At 64.2% G+C, this 17,096-nt stretch carries 18 protein-coding genes; 7 read left to right on the forward strand and 11 right to left on the reverse strand.

Annotated elements, in window-relative coordinates; translation table 11 throughout:
• Positions 1 to 45: 45 nt before the first annotated feature.
• From rpmG to C7440_RS06040, 3 genes are all read right to left on the reverse strand, one after another.
• Complete coding sequence (gene rpmG / locus C7440_RS06030) at positions 46 to 213, reverse strand: 50S ribosomal protein L33 (RefSeq protein ID WP_003810296.1); 168 nt, start codon at positions 211 to 213, stop codon at positions 46 to 48.
• Positions 214 to 247: 34 nt separating this feature from the next.
• A complete protein-coding gene (gene rpmB / locus C7440_RS06035) occupies positions 248 to 484 on the reverse strand; it encodes a 50S ribosomal protein L28 (protein WP_026068229.1) in 237 nt (78 codons plus the stop codon).
• Between the two features lie 247 nt (positions 485 to 731).
• A complete protein-coding gene (locus tag C7440_RS06040; protein WP_017525902.1) occupies positions 732 to 1,937 on the reverse strand; it encodes a multidrug effflux MFS transporter in 1,206 nt (401 codons plus the stop codon).
• Positions 1,938 to 2,210: 273 nt separating this feature from the next.
• On the opposite strand from C7440_RS06040, the gene C7440_RS06045 reads away from it, so the two are divergent.
• Positions 2,211 to 3,467, forward strand: a complete 1,257-nt coding sequence (locus tag C7440_RS06045) for a class I SAM-dependent methyltransferase (RefSeq protein WP_026068230.1) — start codon at positions 2,211 to 2,213, stop codon at positions 3,465 to 3,467.
• Here C7440_RS06045 and C7440_RS06050 read toward each other — a convergent pair whose 3' ends face one another.
• From C7440_RS06050 to radC, 4 genes are all read right to left on the reverse strand, one after another.
• Positions 3,468 to 4,868: an MATE family efflux transporter gene (locus tag C7440_RS06050; RefSeq protein WP_017525904.1), complete on the reverse strand. Its 1,401-nt coding sequence runs from the start codon at positions 4,866 to 4,868 to the stop codon at positions 3,468 to 3,470.
• The gene (locus C7440_RS06055) at positions 4,868 to 6,652 is read right to left on the reverse strand and encodes an ArnT family glycosyltransferase (protein WP_051019337.1); all 1,785 of its coding nucleotides are present in this window, start codon (positions 6,650 to 6,652) and stop codon (positions 4,868 to 4,870) included. The genes C7440_RS06050 and C7440_RS06055 overlap by 1 nt, the downstream gene beginning before the upstream one ends.
• 131 nt (positions 6,653 to 6,783) lie before the next feature.
• Entirely contained in the window at positions 6,784 to 7,050 is a 267-nt protein-coding gene (locus C7440_RS06060; protein WP_017525906.1) for a type B 50S ribosomal protein L31, read from the reverse strand.
• A 181-nt stretch (positions 7,051 to 7,231) separates the two neighbouring features.
• The gene (radC, locus tag C7440_RS06065; protein WP_017525907.1) at positions 7,232 to 7,909 is read right to left on the reverse strand and encodes a RadC family protein; all 678 of its coding nucleotides are present in this window, start codon (positions 7,907 to 7,909) and stop codon (positions 7,232 to 7,234) included.
• A 48-nt stretch (positions 7,910 to 7,957) separates the two neighbouring features.
• On the opposite strand from radC, the gene C7440_RS06070 reads away from it, so the two are divergent.
• The 3 genes from C7440_RS06070 to C7440_RS06080 are packed head-to-tail and all read left to right on the forward strand — an operon-like array spanning position 7,958 to position 10,853.
• A complete protein-coding gene (locus C7440_RS06070; protein WP_116517797.1) occupies positions 7,958 to 8,434 on the forward strand; it encodes an FKBP-type peptidyl-prolyl cis-trans isomerase in 477 nt (158 codons plus the stop codon).
• Positions 8,434 to 9,405, forward strand: coding sequence for a 4-hydroxy-3-methylbut-2-enyl diphosphate reductase (gene ispH / locus C7440_RS06075; RefSeq protein WP_017525909.1), 972 nt, complete (start codon positions 8,434 to 8,436; stop codon positions 9,403 to 9,405). The genes C7440_RS06070 and ispH overlap by 1 nt, the downstream gene beginning before the upstream one ends.
• A 14-nt stretch (positions 9,406 to 9,419) precedes the next feature.
• Positions 9,420 to 10,853: a YdgA family protein gene (locus C7440_RS06080; RefSeq protein WP_116517798.1), complete on the forward strand. Its 1,434-nt coding sequence runs from the start codon at positions 9,420 to 9,422 to the stop codon at positions 10,851 to 10,853.
• A gap of 68 nt (positions 10,854 to 10,921) precedes the next feature.
• Here C7440_RS06080 and C7440_RS06085 read toward each other — a convergent pair whose 3' ends face one another.
• From C7440_RS06085 to C7440_RS06095, 3 genes are all read right to left on the reverse strand, one after another.
• On the reverse strand, positions 10,922 to 11,293 hold the full coding sequence (locus tag C7440_RS06085) for a DUF4168 domain-containing protein (RefSeq protein WP_116517799.1): 372 nt from the start codon (positions 11,291 to 11,293) through the stop codon (positions 10,922 to 10,924).
• 174 nt (positions 11,294 to 11,467) lie between these two features.
• Positions 11,468 to 12,409 carry a YihY/virulence factor BrkB family protein gene (locus C7440_RS06090; protein WP_017525414.1) on the reverse strand — a complete coding sequence of 314 codons (942 nt, stop codon included), beginning with the start codon at positions 12,407 to 12,409 and terminating at the stop codon, positions 11,468 to 11,470.
• 20 nt (positions 12,410 to 12,429) lie between these two features.
• A complete protein-coding gene (locus C7440_RS06095; protein WP_017525413.1) occupies positions 12,430 to 12,687 on the reverse strand; it encodes a hypothetical protein in 258 nt (85 codons plus the stop codon).
• Between the two features lie 169 nt (positions 12,688 to 12,856).
• Between C7440_RS06095 and C7440_RS06100 the strand changes: the two genes are divergently transcribed.
• Genes C7440_RS06100 through C7440_RS06110 form a run of 3 tightly spaced genes read left to right on the forward strand, consistent with a single transcriptional unit; the run spans position 12,857 to position 16,699 of the window.
• Positions 12,857 to 13,570, forward strand: a complete 714-nt coding sequence (locus C7440_RS06100) for a response regulator transcription factor (RefSeq protein WP_017525412.1) — start codon at positions 12,857 to 12,859, stop codon at positions 13,568 to 13,570.
• 59 nt (positions 13,571 to 13,629) lie between these two features.
• Positions 13,630 to 14,721 carry a FecR family protein gene (locus C7440_RS06105; RefSeq protein WP_017525411.1) on the forward strand — a complete coding sequence of 364 codons (1,092 nt, stop codon included), beginning with the start codon at positions 13,630 to 13,632 and terminating at the stop codon, positions 14,719 to 14,721.
• Between the two features lie 13 nt (positions 14,722 to 14,734).
• Positions 14,735 to 16,699, forward strand: coding sequence for a CHASE2 domain-containing protein (locus C7440_RS06110; protein WP_116517800.1), 1,965 nt, complete (start codon positions 14,735 to 14,737; stop codon positions 16,697 to 16,699).
• Here C7440_RS06110 and C7440_RS06115 read toward each other — a convergent pair.
• Complete coding sequence (locus tag C7440_RS06115; RefSeq protein WP_017525409.1) at positions 16,659 to 16,955, reverse strand: hypothetical protein; 297 nt, start codon at positions 16,953 to 16,955, stop codon at positions 16,659 to 16,661. The two genes, C7440_RS06110 and C7440_RS06115, sit on opposite strands and share 41 nt — an antisense overlap.
• Positions 16,956 to 17,096: the final 141 nt, after the last annotated feature.

The raw sequence follows: 17,096 nt of genomic DNA on the forward strand, positions 1-17,096 counted from the left end.
CCGCCTGTTGGGGCGGGGCATTCGTGGGGTACGGCGCCGGGTCGATTACTTGAGCTTGGTCTCTTTGTAGTCGACGTGCTTGCGAGCAACGGGATCAAATTTTTTGATCAGCATTTTCTCGGGCATGTTGCGCTTGTTCTTGGTGGTCGTGTAGAAGTGACCGGTGCCAGCCGTGGATTCGAGTTTGATTTTCTCGCGGATGCCTTTAGCCATGATGTGCTCCTAGATGGGTTTACCGGTGCGGAAATTAAACCGCTTGGCCGCGGGCACGCAGGTCGGCCAGAACGGATTCGATGCCGTTCTTGTCGATGGTGCGGATGGCGCTGGCCGAAACACGCAGGCGAACCCAGCGGTTTTCGCTTTCGACCCAGAACCGGCGCGATTGCAGGTTGGGTAAAAAACGACGCTTGGTCTTGTTGTTAGCGTGCGAAACATTGTTGCCCGTGCGCGGGCCCTTGCCGGTAACTTGGCATACGCGTGCCATGATCATACCCCTAAAAAAATTGGTGCCCTGCCGCTATGTGCTGCCCGTATATGGGCGCCGGGCTATAAGGCGCGGGTGCCTGCTCTATAGAAGGCGCGGGTGCCCAGGCTTAAAGGCGCCAAAGGCACCCAAAGCGACAAGGCAAAGCCACGCTATTAAAGAATCGGGCTATCTGTAAAGCCATGTATTCTATAACGAAAAACAGGTCTTTATCAAGCAGGTGTTTGGAAAGCCTGGGTCCGGCGCGCTATTTGCCTGCCGCGGCGGCGCGGCGGGCCAGATGGCCGAACAGCCACGAGAGCACCATGCAGGCGGCCAGGATGCCGGTGAGGGGCAGGGCGGTATCCGATTGCCAGTGGCTGATGCTGACCCCGGCCAGTGTGCCGCTGAGCAATTGCACCGCGCCCATCAAGGCCGAGGCCACGCCCAATCTGTGGCCTTGGCGCGACAGGGCCAGGGCCGCCGCGTTGGGGTTGACGAAGCCCTGGCTGGCCATGAAACCCATCAGGCACAGTATCAGCAAGGGCAGCGTCAGCCAGCCGGCTAGGGTCAGGGCCAGGCCGATCAAGGTGACCACGACCACGCTGACCTGCGCCACCTTGAGCAAGCGGTCGGGCGGATGGCGGTCGAGCAGGCGGGCGCTGAGCTGCGAGGAAAAGATCAGCGCGGCGGCGCACAGGCCGAACAGGAAGCCGAAGTACTGGGGCTCTACCCCGTAGATATTGATGAGCACGCGGGGAGAGCCCGATATATAGGTGAAGATGCCCGCCCCGCCTATGCCGCCCGCCAGGGCATAGCAGATGAACTCGCGGTCGCGCAGCAGGCCCCAGTAGTTGCGCGCGATGGTGCCGATGCGCAGCGGCACGACTTTTTCGGGGGGCAGGCTTTCCTGCATGTTGCGCAGGGTCATCACCAGCAGCAGCACGCCGACCGCGGCCATGATGCCGAAGATGCCGCGCCAGCCCGCTATGAACAGCATCTGGCCGCCCAGAATGGGACCCAGGATGGGCATGACGCCCATGATCAGCAGGAGCAGCGACAACGCTTTGGCGGCATCGCGCGTGTCGAGGTTGTCGCGCACCACCGCCCGGGGCACCACGATGCCCGCGGCGCCCCCCAGCGCCTGCACGATGCGCCAGAGCGTCAGGTGTTCGATGTCGTTGCTGAAGGCGCAGGCGACCGATGCGATGGTAAAGATGGTAAGCCCCGCCATCAGCGGCTTCTTGCGGCCGTAGCGGTCGGCCAGCGGCCCGTATATGATCTGCGCCACCCCCATGCCCAGCAGGTAGCTGGCCAGCGTGCGCTCGACCTCGCCCTGGGTGGCGCCCAGGCCCTCGACAATGGCCGGGAACGAGGGCAGGTACATGTCGATGGCCAGGGGGCCCAGGGCGGTCAGGGCGCCCATGAGCAGCAGCCAGCCGGGTATGGTGCGAGTCAGTTGTCTGGAAGACATGAAAGAGGCGTGGCCCACGGGCCCCGGAGAAAAGAAGCGAGTAGTCTAACAGTGATTGGCGATACGGGCCGAACGGGCGGGCCGTGGGCGCCAGGCATGCCGACGGTCGCATTTGGTGATAAATTGACGGGCAAGCAGCCCGTCCGGACAAGAACGAGAACCCGGGCCGACTTGCCGCCAGCATCGGCAGTGACCAGAATATAAATATAGAACGAGGACTTCGCTGTCCGATTGAGGATTCGATTTCAGCTAAGTAAAAAGGGAGTTGAGAACGTGAGTGCTGTCTTGTCTTTGGTAGAAAAAAAGCTTGCTTCATTGCCGTTGCCCGTGCAGGTGGTGCTGCCCAGCGGAGAAACCGCCGGGCCGGCCGATGCGCGCATCCGGCTGAAGGTCAAGGATAATTCCACCTTGCGCCACCTGGCCTCGGGCGAGGCGGGCACGCTGGGCGAAGACTATGTCGAGGGAAAGTTCGATTTCGATGGCTCGATGCGCGACCTGATGCTGCTGGCCTCGTCGATCTTGCCCGATTCGCCCATTGAAACGGCCAAGGGCAACTGGTTCACCAGCATGAAGCGACACTGGGTCTCCATCCAGCGGCATTCACAGGCGCGCGATGCGCGCCAGATCCAGTTCCACTACGACTTGTCCGACGAGTTCTACCAGCTTTGGCTCGACCCGCGCCGGGTCTATTCCTGCGCCTATTTCCGCGAGCCCGACATGACAGTGGCCCAGGCCCAGGAAGCCAAGCTCGACCACATCTGCCGCAAGCTGCGCCTGCATGAGGGCGAGCGCTTTCTGGACATCGGCGCCGGCTGGGGCGGCCTGCTGCTGTGGGCGGCCGAGAACTACGGCGTCGACGCCACCGGCATCACGCTGTCCAAGAACCAGCACGCCTACGTCAACCGGCTCATCGAAGAAAAAGGCCTGTCGGGCCGGGTTCGCATGACCTTGCTCGATTACCGCGAGCTGGACGAAGCCTGGCCCTATGACAAGATCGCTTCGGTCGGCATGTTCGAGCACGTCGGCCGCGCCCAGCTGTTCGAATATTTTTCCAAGCTGCGGCGCCTGCTCAGGCCCGGCGGCCTGATCATGAACCACGGCATCACGGCGGGCGGCGTCTATAACGCCGAAGTGGGCGCCGGCATGGGCGAGTTCATCGAAAAATACATTTTTCCCGGCGGCGAACTGACCCACATCAGCAACGAATTGGCCCAGATTGCCGATGCCGGCCTTGAAGACGTCGATGTCGAAAACCTGCGCCCGCACTACGCCCGCACGCTTTGGGCCTGGAGCGACGCGCTCGAGGCCCGGCTCGACGAAGCCCGCAAGACGCTCAAGGGCGAGAACGCAGAGCGTTCGCTGCGCGCCTACCGCATCTACCTGGCCGGCTGCGCCATGGGGTTCGAGCACGCATGGATAGCGCTGCACCAGGTGTTGCTGCAGCACAAGCCCGCAGTCGGACGCCGCGACGAGCTCGACCATCCCGCCGACCTGGCCTACCCCTGGCGGCGCGACTACATTTACCGCTGATCACCCTTGCCGGGCGTGGCGCCGCACCACGCGCCAGTACCAAAGGTGCTGAAGCAGGGCCGACAGTCCCAGGCCGATGGCCGCCATCAGCCACATCGTCGAGGCGCCCTGCGGGGCGCCCGGCATGATGATGTCCAGTACGGGCTTCAGGCTGCCGGCCAGGGGGCCGAAGCCCAGCCACCAGCCGCCTATCAGGCCTATGCCCGTCAGTGCGATTACCTGCATCAGCAGCGGCACCACGGCCACCTTGTAGGCGCGCAGCAGGTATGAATTGATGCACTGCATGGCGTCGCACAGGTGAAAATAAGGAACGATCTGCAGCAGGGCGGCAGCCATGGCCGCCACCTTCAGGTCGTCGGTATAGGCGGCGAGAATGGCAGGACGCCCGCCCATCACCAGCGAAATGGTAATAATCGCACCCGCCAGGGTAATGGTCAGCCCGGCCAGGCCGGTCTGGCGCGCCCGGGCCATGTCGCGCGCGCCGATGGCCTGGGCCGTAAGCGAAGCCGAGGCGATGCCCACCGACATGGGAAGCATGTAGCACAGGGCCACGAGGTTGGCCGTAATCTGGTGGCCGCCTGCGGCGTACATGCCCTCGCGCGCGATCAACAGGGCCATGAAGCTGAAGGCGCACACTTCTACCAGGTATGAGCCTCCCATGGGAACGCCCAGGCGCAGCAGTTCTTTGAGATCGGCCCAGCGGGGCCGGTCCAGGCGCGGCTGAAATTGCCTGAAGAACTTGTCATGGTGAATGATCCACAGGCCCGCCGCCAGGCTGAACCAGCTGGTGATGGCGGTGGACAGGCCGGCGCCCGCCGCGCCCATGGCAGGGGCCCCGAACTTGCCGAAGATAAGCACCCAGTTGAACAGGCCCTTGACCACGATGCAGGCCAGATTGATACCCATGACGACCTTGGGGCGGGACACGGCCGTGCCCAATGCATAGATCGAGCGGAACACCAGGGCAGCAGGCAGGGCAAGAATCAGGGCGCGTAAATACCAGGTGACGCCGCTGCGAACGACCGGGTCGACGTCGCCCGACAGCATCAGCCAGGCGTCGGGGAACAGCATGGCCGCCGCCCCGATCGCGGACAGGCCCAGGGCAAGCCATACACCCTGGCCCCAGGCGCGGCCGACCTCGATCAGCCGCTTGGCGCCGTAGTGCTGGCCGATGATGGGAATGAGGGCGTGGATCACGCCCATCAGTCCGACAAAGATGGTGATGTAGATGGAGACGGCCAGCGACATGGCCTGCAGGTCGGCGGCGCTGGCGTGGCCGGCCATGGCGGTGTCCATCACGCCGAAGGCCATGCTGGCCCAGGCGCTGACCAGTACGGGCCAGGCCTGCCGCAGCGTTTCGCCGACATGGTGCCGGAAGGACCGCGCCACAGGAGGGTTCATCAGGGTTCTATGCGAAGCAGGCGGAATATCTCGCGCCGGTCGGCGCCGCGCTTGCCTTCCCACAGCACGCGGGCATGCGGCGTGTAGTCGGCGGCGCCCGATTGCACGGCCTCGGGCGAAGTCTGCTGCAGCACCAGCGAGCAGTCGGCGCTGTAGCTGAACCTGAGGTCATTGAATACAAGGAAAGAAGCGCGCTGGCCCGTACCGAGCGCCAGGCCGCGCACGCATTCACCGGGCCGCTGATGGGTTTGCAATGCTTCGGCCAGGTGTCCGGACACTTCGCGATAGCTGCGCACATAGTCGAGGGCGGGCAGCCAGAGCGTGACCAGCAGGAGCCAGGTGAGCACGATGCCGCAGGCCGACAGCACGGTGCCGCGCCACAGGGCGGCCGGCTTGGTGTGCAGGCGCCAATAAACGATGGCGATCCACGAGAGCGTGCCAAGCAGGGCGATGGCCACGGCCGGCCAGGACACGAAGGCTTCGTAGCCGCGCGTCTGCCGGGCGATGTTGTGCGAAATCTGTTCCGGCCAGCCGGCCTGCAGGGCGATCCAGCCCAGCCAGACGGTGGCGCAGGTGAGCGAAAAGCACATCACCGCGAACCAGTCGAGCGAGTTGACCACGCCGCGGCGCAGCGTGGGCAGGGCGAAGGCGGCCAGCACCGCCGCCGGCACGGCCATGAGGCTGTATTCGGGTTCGAATGCGTCGGCCAGGAACAGCATGACGACGAAGGGCCACAGCATGAACATCAGGGGAATCCAGATGTGCGGAGCGAACAGCCAGGCCCGCCAGCGCCAGAGGGCCAGCAGGGCGAAGGGCCAGGTGGGCCACAGGAACCAGGGCAGGTCGCGCAGCACGCTGAGGACTTCCTGGTAGCGCGGCAGGCCGAAGGACGTGGCGTTCCAGAGCCACCAGTTGTGTATCCAGTACGTGCTGAAATGATTGGCGGGTATCCACCAGAGCAGGCCCAGGAAGACGGCCAGCACGGCGCTGATGATCAGCCAGTGCTTCATGGGCCACAGGGCGCTGCGCGGAATGAAGATGCAGGGCACGGCCAGGAGGATGGGCAACGACCCGATCCATCCGCGCGTCAGGAAGGCGGCGGCCAGGGCCACGCCCAGCGTGACGGCGCCGGACAGTGGATGGTCGAGCATGCGCGCGACCGCGTAGAAGGCCAGGGCCTGGAAGGCGATAAGCGCGGGTACCTCGGAGGTTTCGTGCAGGCGCCAGATAATGCCGACCGTGGCAAGAATGAGCAGCAGGGCGGCGTCGGCGATCATGCGGCCGTAGTCGCGCACCGTGGGCTCGCCGCCGAACGGCAGCGCCAGCGGCTGGGGCTCGGGCCGGCGGCCCAGCAGATACGTGCCGTACCAGACCGAGCCGGTGATCAGGCCGAACCACAGCAGGTTCGGCAGGCGGGACGCGATGAGCGCTGCTTCGAGCGGCGAGGTGAAAATTTCGAACAATGGCCCGAAGAGCCATATGCTGAACGCGCCCACCCAGGTAATGAGGGGGCCGTTCTGGGCGTAGGCCATATTGCCTATCTGCGGCAGCAGCCAGGTTTGCCACGAACCCTCGAGCGCGGTCAGCATGGTGGCCAGACCCGCCACGTCATCGGTTTTCCAGGGGTCGCGGAAAAACAGCCCCGCCAGAATGTAGACCAGCCCCAGGGCCAGCAGAAGCAGCCGGGGAAGCTTGGTGGTCGCTGTTGCGGTCAACCGCGCAGGCGTTGAAAGAGAGTCTTGCAGAGCCACAGGGCAGTTTGGTAAGTGACGGGACAGGGCCATCTTAAAGTAAAAAGGCAGCCCTGAGGCTGCCTTTTCGAGACCGGTCAAGAGGCCTGGGTTGCCGCACGGGGATGCCGTTGCGCGGCAGGCTTCCGTGAAGGCGCTGCGCCGCAAGCCGGCGCGCCGGAAACTTAGGAGGCTTTCTTGACGGTGCCGGCGGTGCGGGCGAAGCGGGCGCGGAATTTCTCGACACGGCCCGTTTCGACGATGCGCGTTTGCGCGCCGGTGTAGAAGGGGTGCGACTCCGAGGTGACTTCACACTTGAACAGCGGGTAGGTCTTGCCATCGACGTCGATGGTTTCGCGGCTGTTCAGCGTGGAACGCGAAACGAACGTGTTGCCGGTTTGCTGGTCAAGGAATACGACTTCGCGGTATTCGGGGTGGATGCCTTCTTTCATGGTAATTTCCTGTGGCTTGCGCCTTTGCTGTGGGGGTCGCCGGTCTGAAAGCAAGGCGGCATGCCAAGGTGGCGTCTAAGGCCACCTATATTTCGCCACGTATTTCAGCCACGTATCCAAAGTAACTCGTAAGTTTAGCATGCAGTGTTTGTTTCTTTCAAGCAGTTTTGATAAGAAGGAATCAGACCTGCCCCCGCTCGGCCAGCGACACGGCGCCTTGGCCGGTGACGATGAGATGGTCGAGCAGCCGGATGTCGACCAGGGCCAGCGCGTGCTTGAGGTGGCGGGTAAGGGCCAGGTCGGCCTGGCTGGGCTCGGCCACCCCCGAAGGGTGGTTGTGGGCCAGAATGAGCGCCGCCGCATGGTGGCGCAGCCCCGCGCGCACCACTTCGCGCGGATATACCGATGCCTGGCTGAGCGTGCCCCGGGCCAGTTCTTCGGTGGCGACGAGACGGTACTGGCTGTCGAGGTAGAGCGCCATGCAGTGCTCTACCCGCAGGTGGCCCAGCATGGCCGTGCAATAGTGCTTGACCCTCTGGGGCTGGGCCAGGTCTATGCCGGCCTGCAGCGACTCGGCCAGCGCGCGGCGGTTCAGCTCGTTGATGGCAAGCAGTTCGCAGGTCTTGGCCGGCCCCAGGCCCGGCACCTTGAGCAGCGCCTGCGCGTCGGCCGATAACAGGCCGCGCAGCCCCTTGAAGCGGTTGATGAGGCTGCGGCCGAGGTCGACGGCGTCGCTGCCGCGTGGGCCGGTGCGCAGGACAATGGCCAGCAGCTCGGCCGTGGTAAGCACCTGGGCGCCATGGGCGAGCAGGCGTTCGCGCGGGCGCTCGGCCTGCACGGGTGGGGGATCGAAAGGCATAAAGGCTCTAAAATAGAGAAATATCAGACTTTTGTACGGTGACAGATTTTGACCTCGCAAGCCCATCCGGTGAACGCTTTTGTCCGCCCCGACTCCTACCTGACCCTGCATTACCGCATCGAGATCGTCAGCGGCCCGGCCGCCGGATCGGCGTTTGCCGATACCTTCGGCGATCGGCCGGCCACATTGCAGCTTGGGGTCGGCCAATGGGCCCCCGGCATGGAAGAGGCCCTGGTCGGCCGCGAAGAAGGCAGCCGCTTTTCGTTCCAGTTGCCCGCCTCGCAGGCATATGGCGACCGCAATCCCGAGCTTCTGCTGCGCGTCACGCAGGCCATGCTCGACGCCAACACAGAGCCCGGCACGGTGTTCCAGCCGGGCGACATCGTCGAATTCGCCGCTCCCAATGGCGGCCGGTATTCTGGCGTATTCAAAGAACGGGGCGAGGGCTGGGCCCTGTTCGACTTCAATCATCCGTTGGCGGGCGCAGACCTGCTTATCGAGGTCTCGCTGCTTGGAGTACTGTAATGACTGACAACACGGCCGCCGGCGGCGGCACGGGCCCTGAAGTCGTGCTGGCCCAGCCGCGCGGCTTCTGTGCGGGGGTCGACCGCGCCATCGATATCGTCGAACGCGCAATCGAACTGCACGGCGCGCCCATCTATGTGCGCCACGAAATCGTCCACAACCGCTACGTGGTGCAAGATCTTCGGGCGAAGGGCGCCGTGTTCATCGACGAACTCGACGAAGCCCCCAGCGGGGCCATCGTGGTCTTTTCGGCCCACGGCGTCTCCAAGGATGTGCGGGCGCAGGCCGAGCGCATGGGCTTGCGCGTATTCGACGCCACCTGCCCGCTGGTTACCAAGGTACACGTCGAGGTGGCCCGGATGCGTGCCGCGGGCAAGGAAATCGTCATGATCGGCCACCGCGGCCATCCCGAGGTCGAGGGTACGCTTGGCCAATCCGGCGAGGGCATGTACCTGGTCGAAACACCGCAAGACGTCGCCGAGCTGCAGGTTTCCTCGCCCGACAACCTGGCTTTCGTTACCCAGACCACGCTGTCGGTCGACGATGCGGCGCAGGTGGCCAGTGCGTTGCGCGCGCGGTTTCCCAACATCGTCGAACCCAAGAAAAGCGATATCTGCTATGCCACGCAGAATCGCCAGGACGCCGTCAAGATCATGGCGCCCGATTGCGACCTGGTGCTGGTGGTGGGCAGCGTCAACAGTTCGAACTCCAATCGCCTGCGCGAGGTGGCCGAGCGCCGAGGCGCCCGCGCACACCTCATCGACGACCCTGAAATGATCGATCCCAAGTGGCTCGAGCAAACGCGCCGGGTGGGGGTCACGGCGGGTGCATCGGCCCCAGAGGTGCTGGTCGAGCAGGTCATCGCGCGCCTCAAGCAGTTGGGGGCCGTATCGGTGCGCACCTTGCCCGGAACCGAAGAAAACATCGCCTTTCCGCTGCCGCGCGAGCTTTCCCGCAAGCGTGCTGTTTAGAGACTGGATGAACAATGAGAAAAAGCGCTGGTATCCTGACCGCCCTGGCGGTGGTGGTGATCGCCTATGTGGCGGCCACATGGTATGTGGGCAAGCAGGCCCGCGCTGCCATCGAACAGGCCGTTGCACAGGCCAATGAACGCATGGCGCAGGCCATGGTTGCCCAACCCGGGGCAGACAGGGCCACGGTGGCCGTGGTCGAATACCGCCGCCGGATCTTTTCGTCCGACGTCGTCTATTCGCTGCGTTTGCGCAACGAGTCCGGCCAGCTGCAAGAGTTCCTGCTGGGCGACCATCTCCAGCACGGACCCTTTCCGTGGGATGCGGTGCGCGGCGGGCGTTTCGTCCCCATGCTGGCGCTGAGCCAGGCGCAACTGCTGCCCTCGGCCGCAACCCAGGCATGGTTCGACAAGCTCGACGGAAAAACGCCGGTAACCGGCCGCACCGAAGTGCATTTCGGTGGTTCGGCGGTCTCCGACTGGACCTTCAAGCCCCTGAACCTCGCACAGGACGGCGAGGTCCTGAAGTTCTCGGGCGCAACCATGCGTGCGACCTTCGACAATGATTACGCCGACAGCCGGGTCACGGGCGGGTTCGACCTGCTCGATTATTCGAACGGCGAGGGCGAGCGCATGGTCATCGATGCCGTGCGCTTCGAGTACGAGACCGCCACCGAAGCCGAGGCGACACGCATGAACGCCACGACGCAGGCGTCTCGCCTCAGCCTGCAGCTGCCCGACGAAAGCACGGTTTCGCTGGCCGACGCGGTGATGAAGGTTTCGAGCGAGCAAAACGGCGATCTGGCCACCGGTTTCGTGCGCTACGACCTGGGGCAGGTCCGATCCGGGGATGCCGACCTGGGCAGCCTGTCGTTGGGTGTCCGGGGCAAGGACATCAGCATGCCGGCCGTGTCTGAACTGGCACGGGTCTACGACGAGCTCAGTGCGCGGCACGGTCCGCAGCAAGAAAACTGGCGCTTGTCGCCCGAAGAGGCCGCGCTGCTGCAAGACAGGCTTTTTGCACTGCTGGCCAGCAATCCCGTAGTGACTTTCGAGCCCTTGGTATGGAAAAACGACCAGGGTGAAAGCAGCGCCAGCCTTTCGCTGGAACTGACCCGCCCGGCGCAGCCGGAGTCGGCCGCGTCGCTCGATGCGCTGCTTCAGCAGGCGCTGCGCGGCCTTGATCTCGGCATGCGCATCGAAAGGCCCATGTTCGTGCGCGCGCTGGTTCAGCTGCAGGACGGGGCGGACGACCCGCAGATCGCCGCCTTTGCCGGCGAGCTTTACGACAACTATGCCCAGCGTCTGCAGGCGGCGGGCCTGGCCACGTTGGCCGATGGCGCGGCGACGGCAAAGATCGTCTACCGCGACGGGCAGGTCGATGCCAATGGCAAGAAGATGCCTGTGTCCGAGTTCATGCAGCGTGCGCTGCTGGTGCTGCTGATGTAAAAAAAGGCGCAAATCCCTGTGGGCAGGAATTTGCGCCTTTCGCCAATAGGCCGGTTGCGGAGCGGCCCTTATCTGGCGATATTCTGTACGCGCTCCATCAGGGCCGGGTCTTGCTGGATGGCCTGGTTGATGCCGTTGAATTCCTCGACGCTCATGCCTTCCTTGCGAACGACGTCGACCATCTTCTGGTCGGCCTCGCGATATACCTCCTGACGGGTGGCCTCGTCGGTGGACGATTGCAGCTTGGGTGTGTATTCCTGCGAAATGACGGCGACCTTCTTGGATGCACTGACGAACTTCTCGAGCTGCGCATCGGAATAGTTGGCGGCGGGTGCCTGCTGCGCGGCGGGCGCCTGCGCCTGTTGCGCCATCGAGGGGGCAGCGGCGGCGCCCAGGGCGAGCAGCGCGGCCGAGCATGCGGTAGTGATCCATGGTTTCATGCAAACTCCTTTCTGTTGCGGGTGAGTACATCTTCTATGGTGCCAACTCTGGACGTCAGCACAAGGTTTTCGCTGTGAGGGGCATTGTCGAGGGGAAACCTTAGGTTACGGTCCCCTTGCGGGACGCCCGCCCGGGGTGGAACTGGACAGGATTGTTACCGGGCTGAAGCATTTTCATAAGCTCTGTCTTGCCTTGCGCCTGTTCCTCCCGAGCGATGCGACGGTGGAGCCGCCGCGCGAATCTGCGCTATTGGAGTCCGGGTCACGCTCGCGGTGGGAGCCATAGTGGCGCGCGTAGATCCAGGTAAATTCAGCCCCCAGCAGGAAGACCTGGGCGGCATAATAGACCCAGATCAGCAGGATGATGAGGGAGCCGGCGGCGGCCAGCACCGACACCGAGGCGCTCTTCCCGACATACATCCCGATCAGCAGCTTGCCGATCTCGAAAAGCGCGGCGGTGACCAGCGCACCGATCCAGACATCCCTCCAGGCGATGGCGGCCTGCGGCATGAACTTGAAGATCATGGCGAACAGCACGGTGGTGATGCCGAAAGTGATCAGGGTATTGGCCAGCTGCAGCACGGCTTCCATGCCTGGAAAGAAGCTGCCCGCCCATTGGCCCAGCGCGGCCAGGCCGGTGCTGACCACGAGCGAGACAAGCAGCAGGAAGGCCAGGCCCAGCACCAGCCCGAAGGACAGCAGGCGTGCCCGTATGGTGCGCCAAATGCCTTGCGAGCTTTGGGCCCGGGGCACCTCCCAGATACGGTCCAGGGCGCTTTGCAATTCGGCGAAGACGCGGGTCGAGCCCCAGATCAGCACGCCGGCGCTGACCAGGGTGGCGGTCAGGCCCTGGCTGGGCTGGTCGGCGTTGCGTATGAGCGCCTGTATGCCGGCAGCCGCATCCCTGCCGACGATGTCGCCGAGCTGATGGATGAGCTCGCCGCGCACGGCGTCCTCACCCCAGACGAAACCCGCCACCGCGATGATGATGATCATCAGCGGGGCGATGGAGAACGCGGTATAGAAGGCGATGGCCGCCCCCAGGCTGGAGGCATAATCTTCCTGCCATGCGCGGATGGAGTTGCGGGTCAGGTCGAAATAGTCCCTTGGCCGCATGGGGCGGCGGGATCCGGGAATCATACGCGCTCGGGCGGGGTTCCCGGGGGTACCTGGGGCGGCTCGCGCACGTCGGGCGGCGCTTCGCGGGGCGGCAGGTCGATGCCCGGTTCGGGCTCGTCGAGCGGCGGAATGTCGTTCGGATCGTCCGGCGGGATTTCATCGGGGCCGGGCGGGTCGGTCTCGGGCGGGCGCTGGGGCGGTGTGCGGGGGGGCTGGTCGGGCGGGACTTCGGGCACGTGAGCGAATCGCAGCAGGCGCGGATCATGAAGAAGCATTGTGAGGTCTCCTGTGTTGGCCGGCCAGGCCCGGCGGACATGCGTCGATGACGCCGGGATGTGCAAGTTTCGTGCCTGAATCAGGTACCATAGGCGCATTCGGTGTGCCTCGCATCATGGCCACCCTGCGGCCGCGCCGCGCAAACCTCATCCATTCCCAGCCACTTCCATGAATATCGCGTCCCTAGAAGATGACGTGGATCAAGCCGAGCTGATCCGCCACATACTGACCGAGGCAGGACACGAATGTGCGTCGTTCCATACAGGCAAGGCGTTGCTCGACGTGTTGCGCAAGCACCAGCCGTTCGACCTGATGCTGATCGACTGGGAGATCCCGGACATCACCGGCATTGAAGTCGTAAGATGGGTCAGGACGCACGTGGGCTACGATCTGCCTCTCATGTTCGTTACCAGCCGCACGCTCGAAAAGGACCTGGTCGCGGGACTGCAGGCCGGGGCCGACGACTACATTACCAAGCCGGTGCGTTTCGGCGAGCTGATTGCGCGCGTCGACGCCCTGTTGCGGCGGCGCGCGGTCGAAGCCATCAAAGAGCAGCCGATGCTGCAACTGGGCCGCTACGTATTAGACGAGACAAACTATACGGCTTGCCTCGACGGCGAAAACATCGTGCTGGCGCCCAAAGAGTTCGAGCTGGCGGTGCTGTTCTTTCGCAATCCCGGCCGCCTGTTCTCGCGCGACGTGCTCAGCGCCGCTGTCTGGAACCGCGAGATTCCCGCGACGTCACGCACCCTTGACACCCATTTGTCGAACATACGCCAGAAGCTGCGCCTGCGTCCCGAAAACGGTGTGCGCCTGGCCTCGTCGTATGCGCTGGGCTACAGGCTGGAAATCATCAGCGAGGCAGAAGGCGGCCCCCAATAAGGGCGTGTTTTTACCCGCTCCCCCAGTGCTTCCACAACCATAAAATCAAAAGAGTCCTTATGTTTCCGTTTCGTGTTCTTTGCGCCCTGACATTCGCCGGCAGCCTGTTGCTTTCATTGCCGGCGGCCGCCCAACCGGCCGGGGCCAAAGGAGATGATTTCCTCTATCGTGTCATGCAGGGCGACACGCTGGGCGGACTGGCGCAGCGCTATACGATGGACTTCTCCAACTGGTCGGCGCTGCAGCGGCTCAACGATGTCGAAGATCCATTTCGCCTGCCCGTTGCCAAACTGCTTCGCATACCTTTCTCCATGATTCCCTTGCGCGATTCCGGCGCACGGGTGCTTCACCTGGCCGGCCAGGCCTCGGTGGACGGCCGTGCCTTGTCGTCCGGCGCTACCGTGCAAGAGGGGCAAACCGTCGAGACCGGAGCAAACGGCTTCGTCGCCCTGCAGTTGTCCGACGACAGCATCGTCAGCATTCCACCGTCCACCTCGCTGGTCGTAAGGCGCTTGCGCGAGTTCGTGGGGGCCGGGCTGACGGATTCGGTCTTCGACATGAAGGCGGGCACCATCGAGACTCAGGTCGCACCCCACGAGACAGGGGTCGGCCGCTTCGAGGTGCGTACGCCCGTCAGTGTCACGGGGGTGCGCGGCACGCGCCTGCGGGTTCATGCCACGGCCGAAGGCTCGCGCAGCGAAGTGGTCAGCGGGGTGGCGGGCGTCGACGGTTCGGCGGCGCCCGAGGTGATGCTGCGCCGCGAGCAGGGTGTCGCGGTCGATCCTTCCGGAAAAAGCCAGGGGGTCCGCAAACTGCTGCCGGCGCCCCGGCTTTCTCAGCCGGTTCGCGGACCGGGTGGCTGGTCGGCGCAATTCGAGCCTGTGCAGGGCGCGGCTTCGTACCTGGTAAGCGTGGCCCGCGACCCCCAGGGCGGGCAATTGGTGTCGCGCCAGACCATCGATGCGCCGCCGGCCCGTTTTGCCGCGTCGGGGCCCGGCACCCACTACGTATTCGTGCGTGCCCTCGACGAGACAGGCCTGGGCGGCCTGGACGCCCACGAGGAATTCGAGGGCGCCTTCGTGCTGTCCGACCAGTCGGGAAGCCCCATTCTGACAAGTGACGGCACCCTGATCATCGTCGCCGATTATTGAACAGGCCCCGGCCATGCCTACATCAGCCGCATCGGCGCAAGGCGAGAAAAACGGGCTGCAGCGGCGCCTGCGCATCGAGTGGCTCGTTACCGTGCCGGTCCTGATGTCGCTCACTTTCTTCCTCAGTTATTTCGGCCAGCACTTCGGCATGAAAAGGCTGGATCATCTGCTGTATGACCGCACCATGGCGATGGCCACGCACCAGCCCTCGGAAGACATCGTCATCGTGGCGCTGGATGACGCCAGCATCCGTGAACTGGGCTACTGGCCCTGGCGCCGATCGGTCCACGCCCGCTTGCTCGAGCGTCTGGAAGGGGCAAGGGCGGTGGGCATGGACATTGTCCTGAGCGATCCCAACCCTGCCTATCCCGACGACGACGCGGCCCTGGCCCGCGCCATGCGCGAGCATGGCCGCGTGGTGCTGCCGCTGGTCCTGGACCAGGACAATGCACAGAAACCGCTGCCCGTGCTCGCGGAAGCGGCGTCCAGCATGGGCTACATCAATGCCCATATGGACGCAGACAGCGTCGTCAGGTCGATGCGGCTGCGCCAGCAGGCGTCCGGTGTTCCCGTTGAACATTTCGTGTTGGCCATGCTGGATTCGGGAAGCGAAGCCGGCCGCCCGGCCCGCCTGCGCGAACTCGATGACCGCCCCAGGCTGATTTCCTATGCAGGCTACCCGGGCAGCTTCACGATGTATCCTTATGCCCGTGTGCTTGACGGTTCGGTTCTGCCCTCTGCATTCGAAGGCAAGTACGTGCTGGTGGGGGCGTGGGCCGCCGCGCTCGGAGACACTCTGTCCGTGCCGCTGTCGAAGTCGGGAGAGCCCATGGCCGGCGTCGAGATCCTGGCCAACGGCTTGCAGAATGCGCTGGAAAATCGTTGGATCCGTACTCCGGACCGGCTGCAGTCGGCTCTGTGGAGCATGTTGCCCGTGCTGCTGGTCTGCCTGGCATTGCGCCGCCTGTCGCCCAGAAAGTCGTTTTTCTTCATGCTGATCATCGTGGCTCTGATCTTCATCGCCAATTGGCTTTCGATGCGCCACGCCGGCGTATGGGTGGACTCTTCCGCCGCACTGATCGGCATTGTGCTGGCCTACCCCGTATGGAACTGGCGCATGCAAGAGGCGACGCTCAGGCAGGTGGACGCCGAACTCGACCAGCTGTATGAGCAGAACCTGATGCAGGCCCAACTGCCGCCCGAATCAGGCGTTGCGGCGGGCGGGGCTTCGCTGCCCGAGCGCATGGTCAAGCTGCATGGGGCCATGGGCATGCTGCGCCAGGCGATCGGCCAAAGGGAAGAAGCCTTGCGTTTTCTGTCGCATGACATGCGCTCGCCGCAGAACGCCATACTGGCCCTGACCCAGCTGCAGCGCTATGGCAAGGCGCCGCTGGCGCAGCCCGAGCTGCTCGAGCGGATCGATCGGTGCGCTTCGCGCACCTTGGGCCTGGTGGACGGCTTCGTGCAATTGGCCCGCGCAGAATCGACGGTGCTCGATTTCCAGGACATCGACCTGGGCGAATTGCTGCATTCAATATGCGACGAGCGCTGGCCCATGGCCCGCCGCCGCCGGATCGTCGTCGCCGTTGATGCCGCTTCCGGCGCGGCGCATATGATGGCCGATGGCGAAATGCTGGGACGCGCGTTGGGCAACCTGGTGGACAATGCCATTCAATACAGCCCCGATGGCGCGCAGGTGCTGTGCCGCCTTTACGCGCGCGCGGGCGGCTGGGTAGTGGCGGTGAAGGACCAGGGCCGAGGCATGACGGCGGAACAGCAGATGCGCCTTTTCGAGCCCTTTCGCCGTTTTGACGTCGATGCCCCGGGCAATCCGGATGGCAGCGGATTGGGGCTGGCACTGGTGCGAACCGTGGTGCTGCGCCATGGCGGCCGGATCGAGGTCGAGAGCGCGCGGGGCAAGGGCAGCGTTTTTAAGGTCAGTCTTCCGGGTCGTCCTGATTCCGGCGCATCGCGCTGATGGCATCGGCCTGGGCGCCAATGATCGATTCCAGGCTGGAGATCTCGGCGCGCAATTCGCTGGCTTCTTCACGCAGGCAGGCAATGATTTGCAGGTAGCGGACTATTTGCAGGCGCCTGCGGCGCAGCGCAGTGGCGCCCGCTTCGAGATCGCGGCCTCGGGCGCGTCCCTTGTCCTTGCTATTGGCCAGCGTAAGGCCGGCTTTGGGCGGAGGGTCGCTGGGGGGCGGAGGCTCGTCCGGCATGTTCATGTTCATGTTAGTAGTGTGCCAAGGCACTGTTTCCCGGTCTGCTGCTATGCATGGGCTTGCGCAAAAGAGCGCGCAAGAGCCTGTGGTGTCTGTTGTACTGCTGATGCGCATAATATGGCCAGCTGTTTTTAAATGCAACTGGATGAA

This window comes from Pusillimonas noertemannii, from assembly GCF_003096595.1.
Lineage (GTDB): Bacteria > Pseudomonadota > Gammaproteobacteria > Burkholderiales > Burkholderiaceae_B > Pusillimonas > Pusillimonas noertemannii.

What these genes read in the sequence shown, in the direction of transcription:
- C7440_RS06115 (WP_017525409.1), bottom strand. Translation starts at nt 16,955, where the DNA reads ATGAACATGAACATGCCGGACGAGCCTCCGCCCCCCAGCGACCCTCCG.
- rpmG (WP_003810296.1), bottom strand. Translation starts at nt 213, where the DNA reads ATGGCTAAAGGCATCCGCGAGAAAATCAAACTCGAATCCACGGCTGGC.
- C7440_RS06090 (WP_017525414.1), bottom strand. Translation starts at nt 12,409, where the DNA reads ATGCGGCCAAGGGACTATTTCGACCTGACCCGCAACTCCATCCGCGCA.
- C7440_RS06100 (WP_017525412.1), top strand. Translation starts at nt 12,857, where the DNA reads ATGAATATCGCGTCCCTAGAAGATGACGTGGATCAAGCCGAGCTGATC.
- C7440_RS06055 (WP_051019337.1), bottom strand. Translation starts at nt 6,652, where the DNA reads ATGGCCCTGTCCCGTCACTTACCAAACTGCCCTGTGGCTCTGCAAGAC.
- C7440_RS06040 (WP_017525902.1), bottom strand. Translation starts at nt 1,937, where the DNA reads ATGTCTTCCAGACAACTGACTCGCACCATACCCGGCTGGCTGCTGCTC.
- rpmB (WP_026068229.1), bottom strand. Translation starts at nt 484, where the DNA reads ATGGCACGCGTATGCCAAGTTACCGGCAAGGGCCCGCGCACGGGCAAC.
- C7440_RS06080 (WP_116517798.1), top strand. Translation starts at nt 9,420, where the DNA reads ATGAGAAAAAGCGCTGGTATCCTGACCGCCCTGGCGGTGGTGGTGATC.
- C7440_RS06110 (WP_116517800.1), top strand. Translation starts at nt 14,735, where the DNA reads ATGCCTACATCAGCCGCATCGGCGCAAGGCGAGAAAAACGGGCTGCAG.
- C7440_RS06050 (WP_017525904.1), bottom strand. Translation starts at nt 4,868, where the DNA reads ATGAACCCTCCTGTGGCGCGGTCCTTCCGGCACCATGTCGGCGAAACG.
- C7440_RS06095 (WP_017525413.1), bottom strand. Translation starts at nt 12,687, where the DNA reads ATGCTTCTTCATGATCCGCGCCTGCTGCGATTCGCTCACGTGCCCGAA.
- ispH (WP_017525909.1), top strand. Translation starts at nt 8,434, where the DNA reads ATGACTGACAACACGGCCGCCGGCGGCGGCACGGGCCCTGAAGTCGTG.
- C7440_RS06085 (WP_116517799.1), bottom strand. Translation starts at nt 11,293, where the DNA reads ATGAAACCATGGATCACTACCGCATGCTCGGCCGCGCTGCTCGCCCTG.
- C7440_RS06060 (WP_017525906.1), bottom strand. Translation starts at nt 7,050, where the DNA reads ATGAAAGAAGGCATCCACCCCGAATACCGCGAAGTCGTATTCCTTGAC.
- radC (WP_017525907.1), bottom strand. Translation starts at nt 7,909, where the DNA reads ATGCCTTTCGATCCCCCACCCGTGCAGGCCGAGCGCCCGCGCGAACGC.
- C7440_RS06105 (WP_017525411.1), top strand. Translation starts at nt 13,630, where the DNA reads ATGTTTCCGTTTCGTGTTCTTTGCGCCCTGACATTCGCCGGCAGCCTG.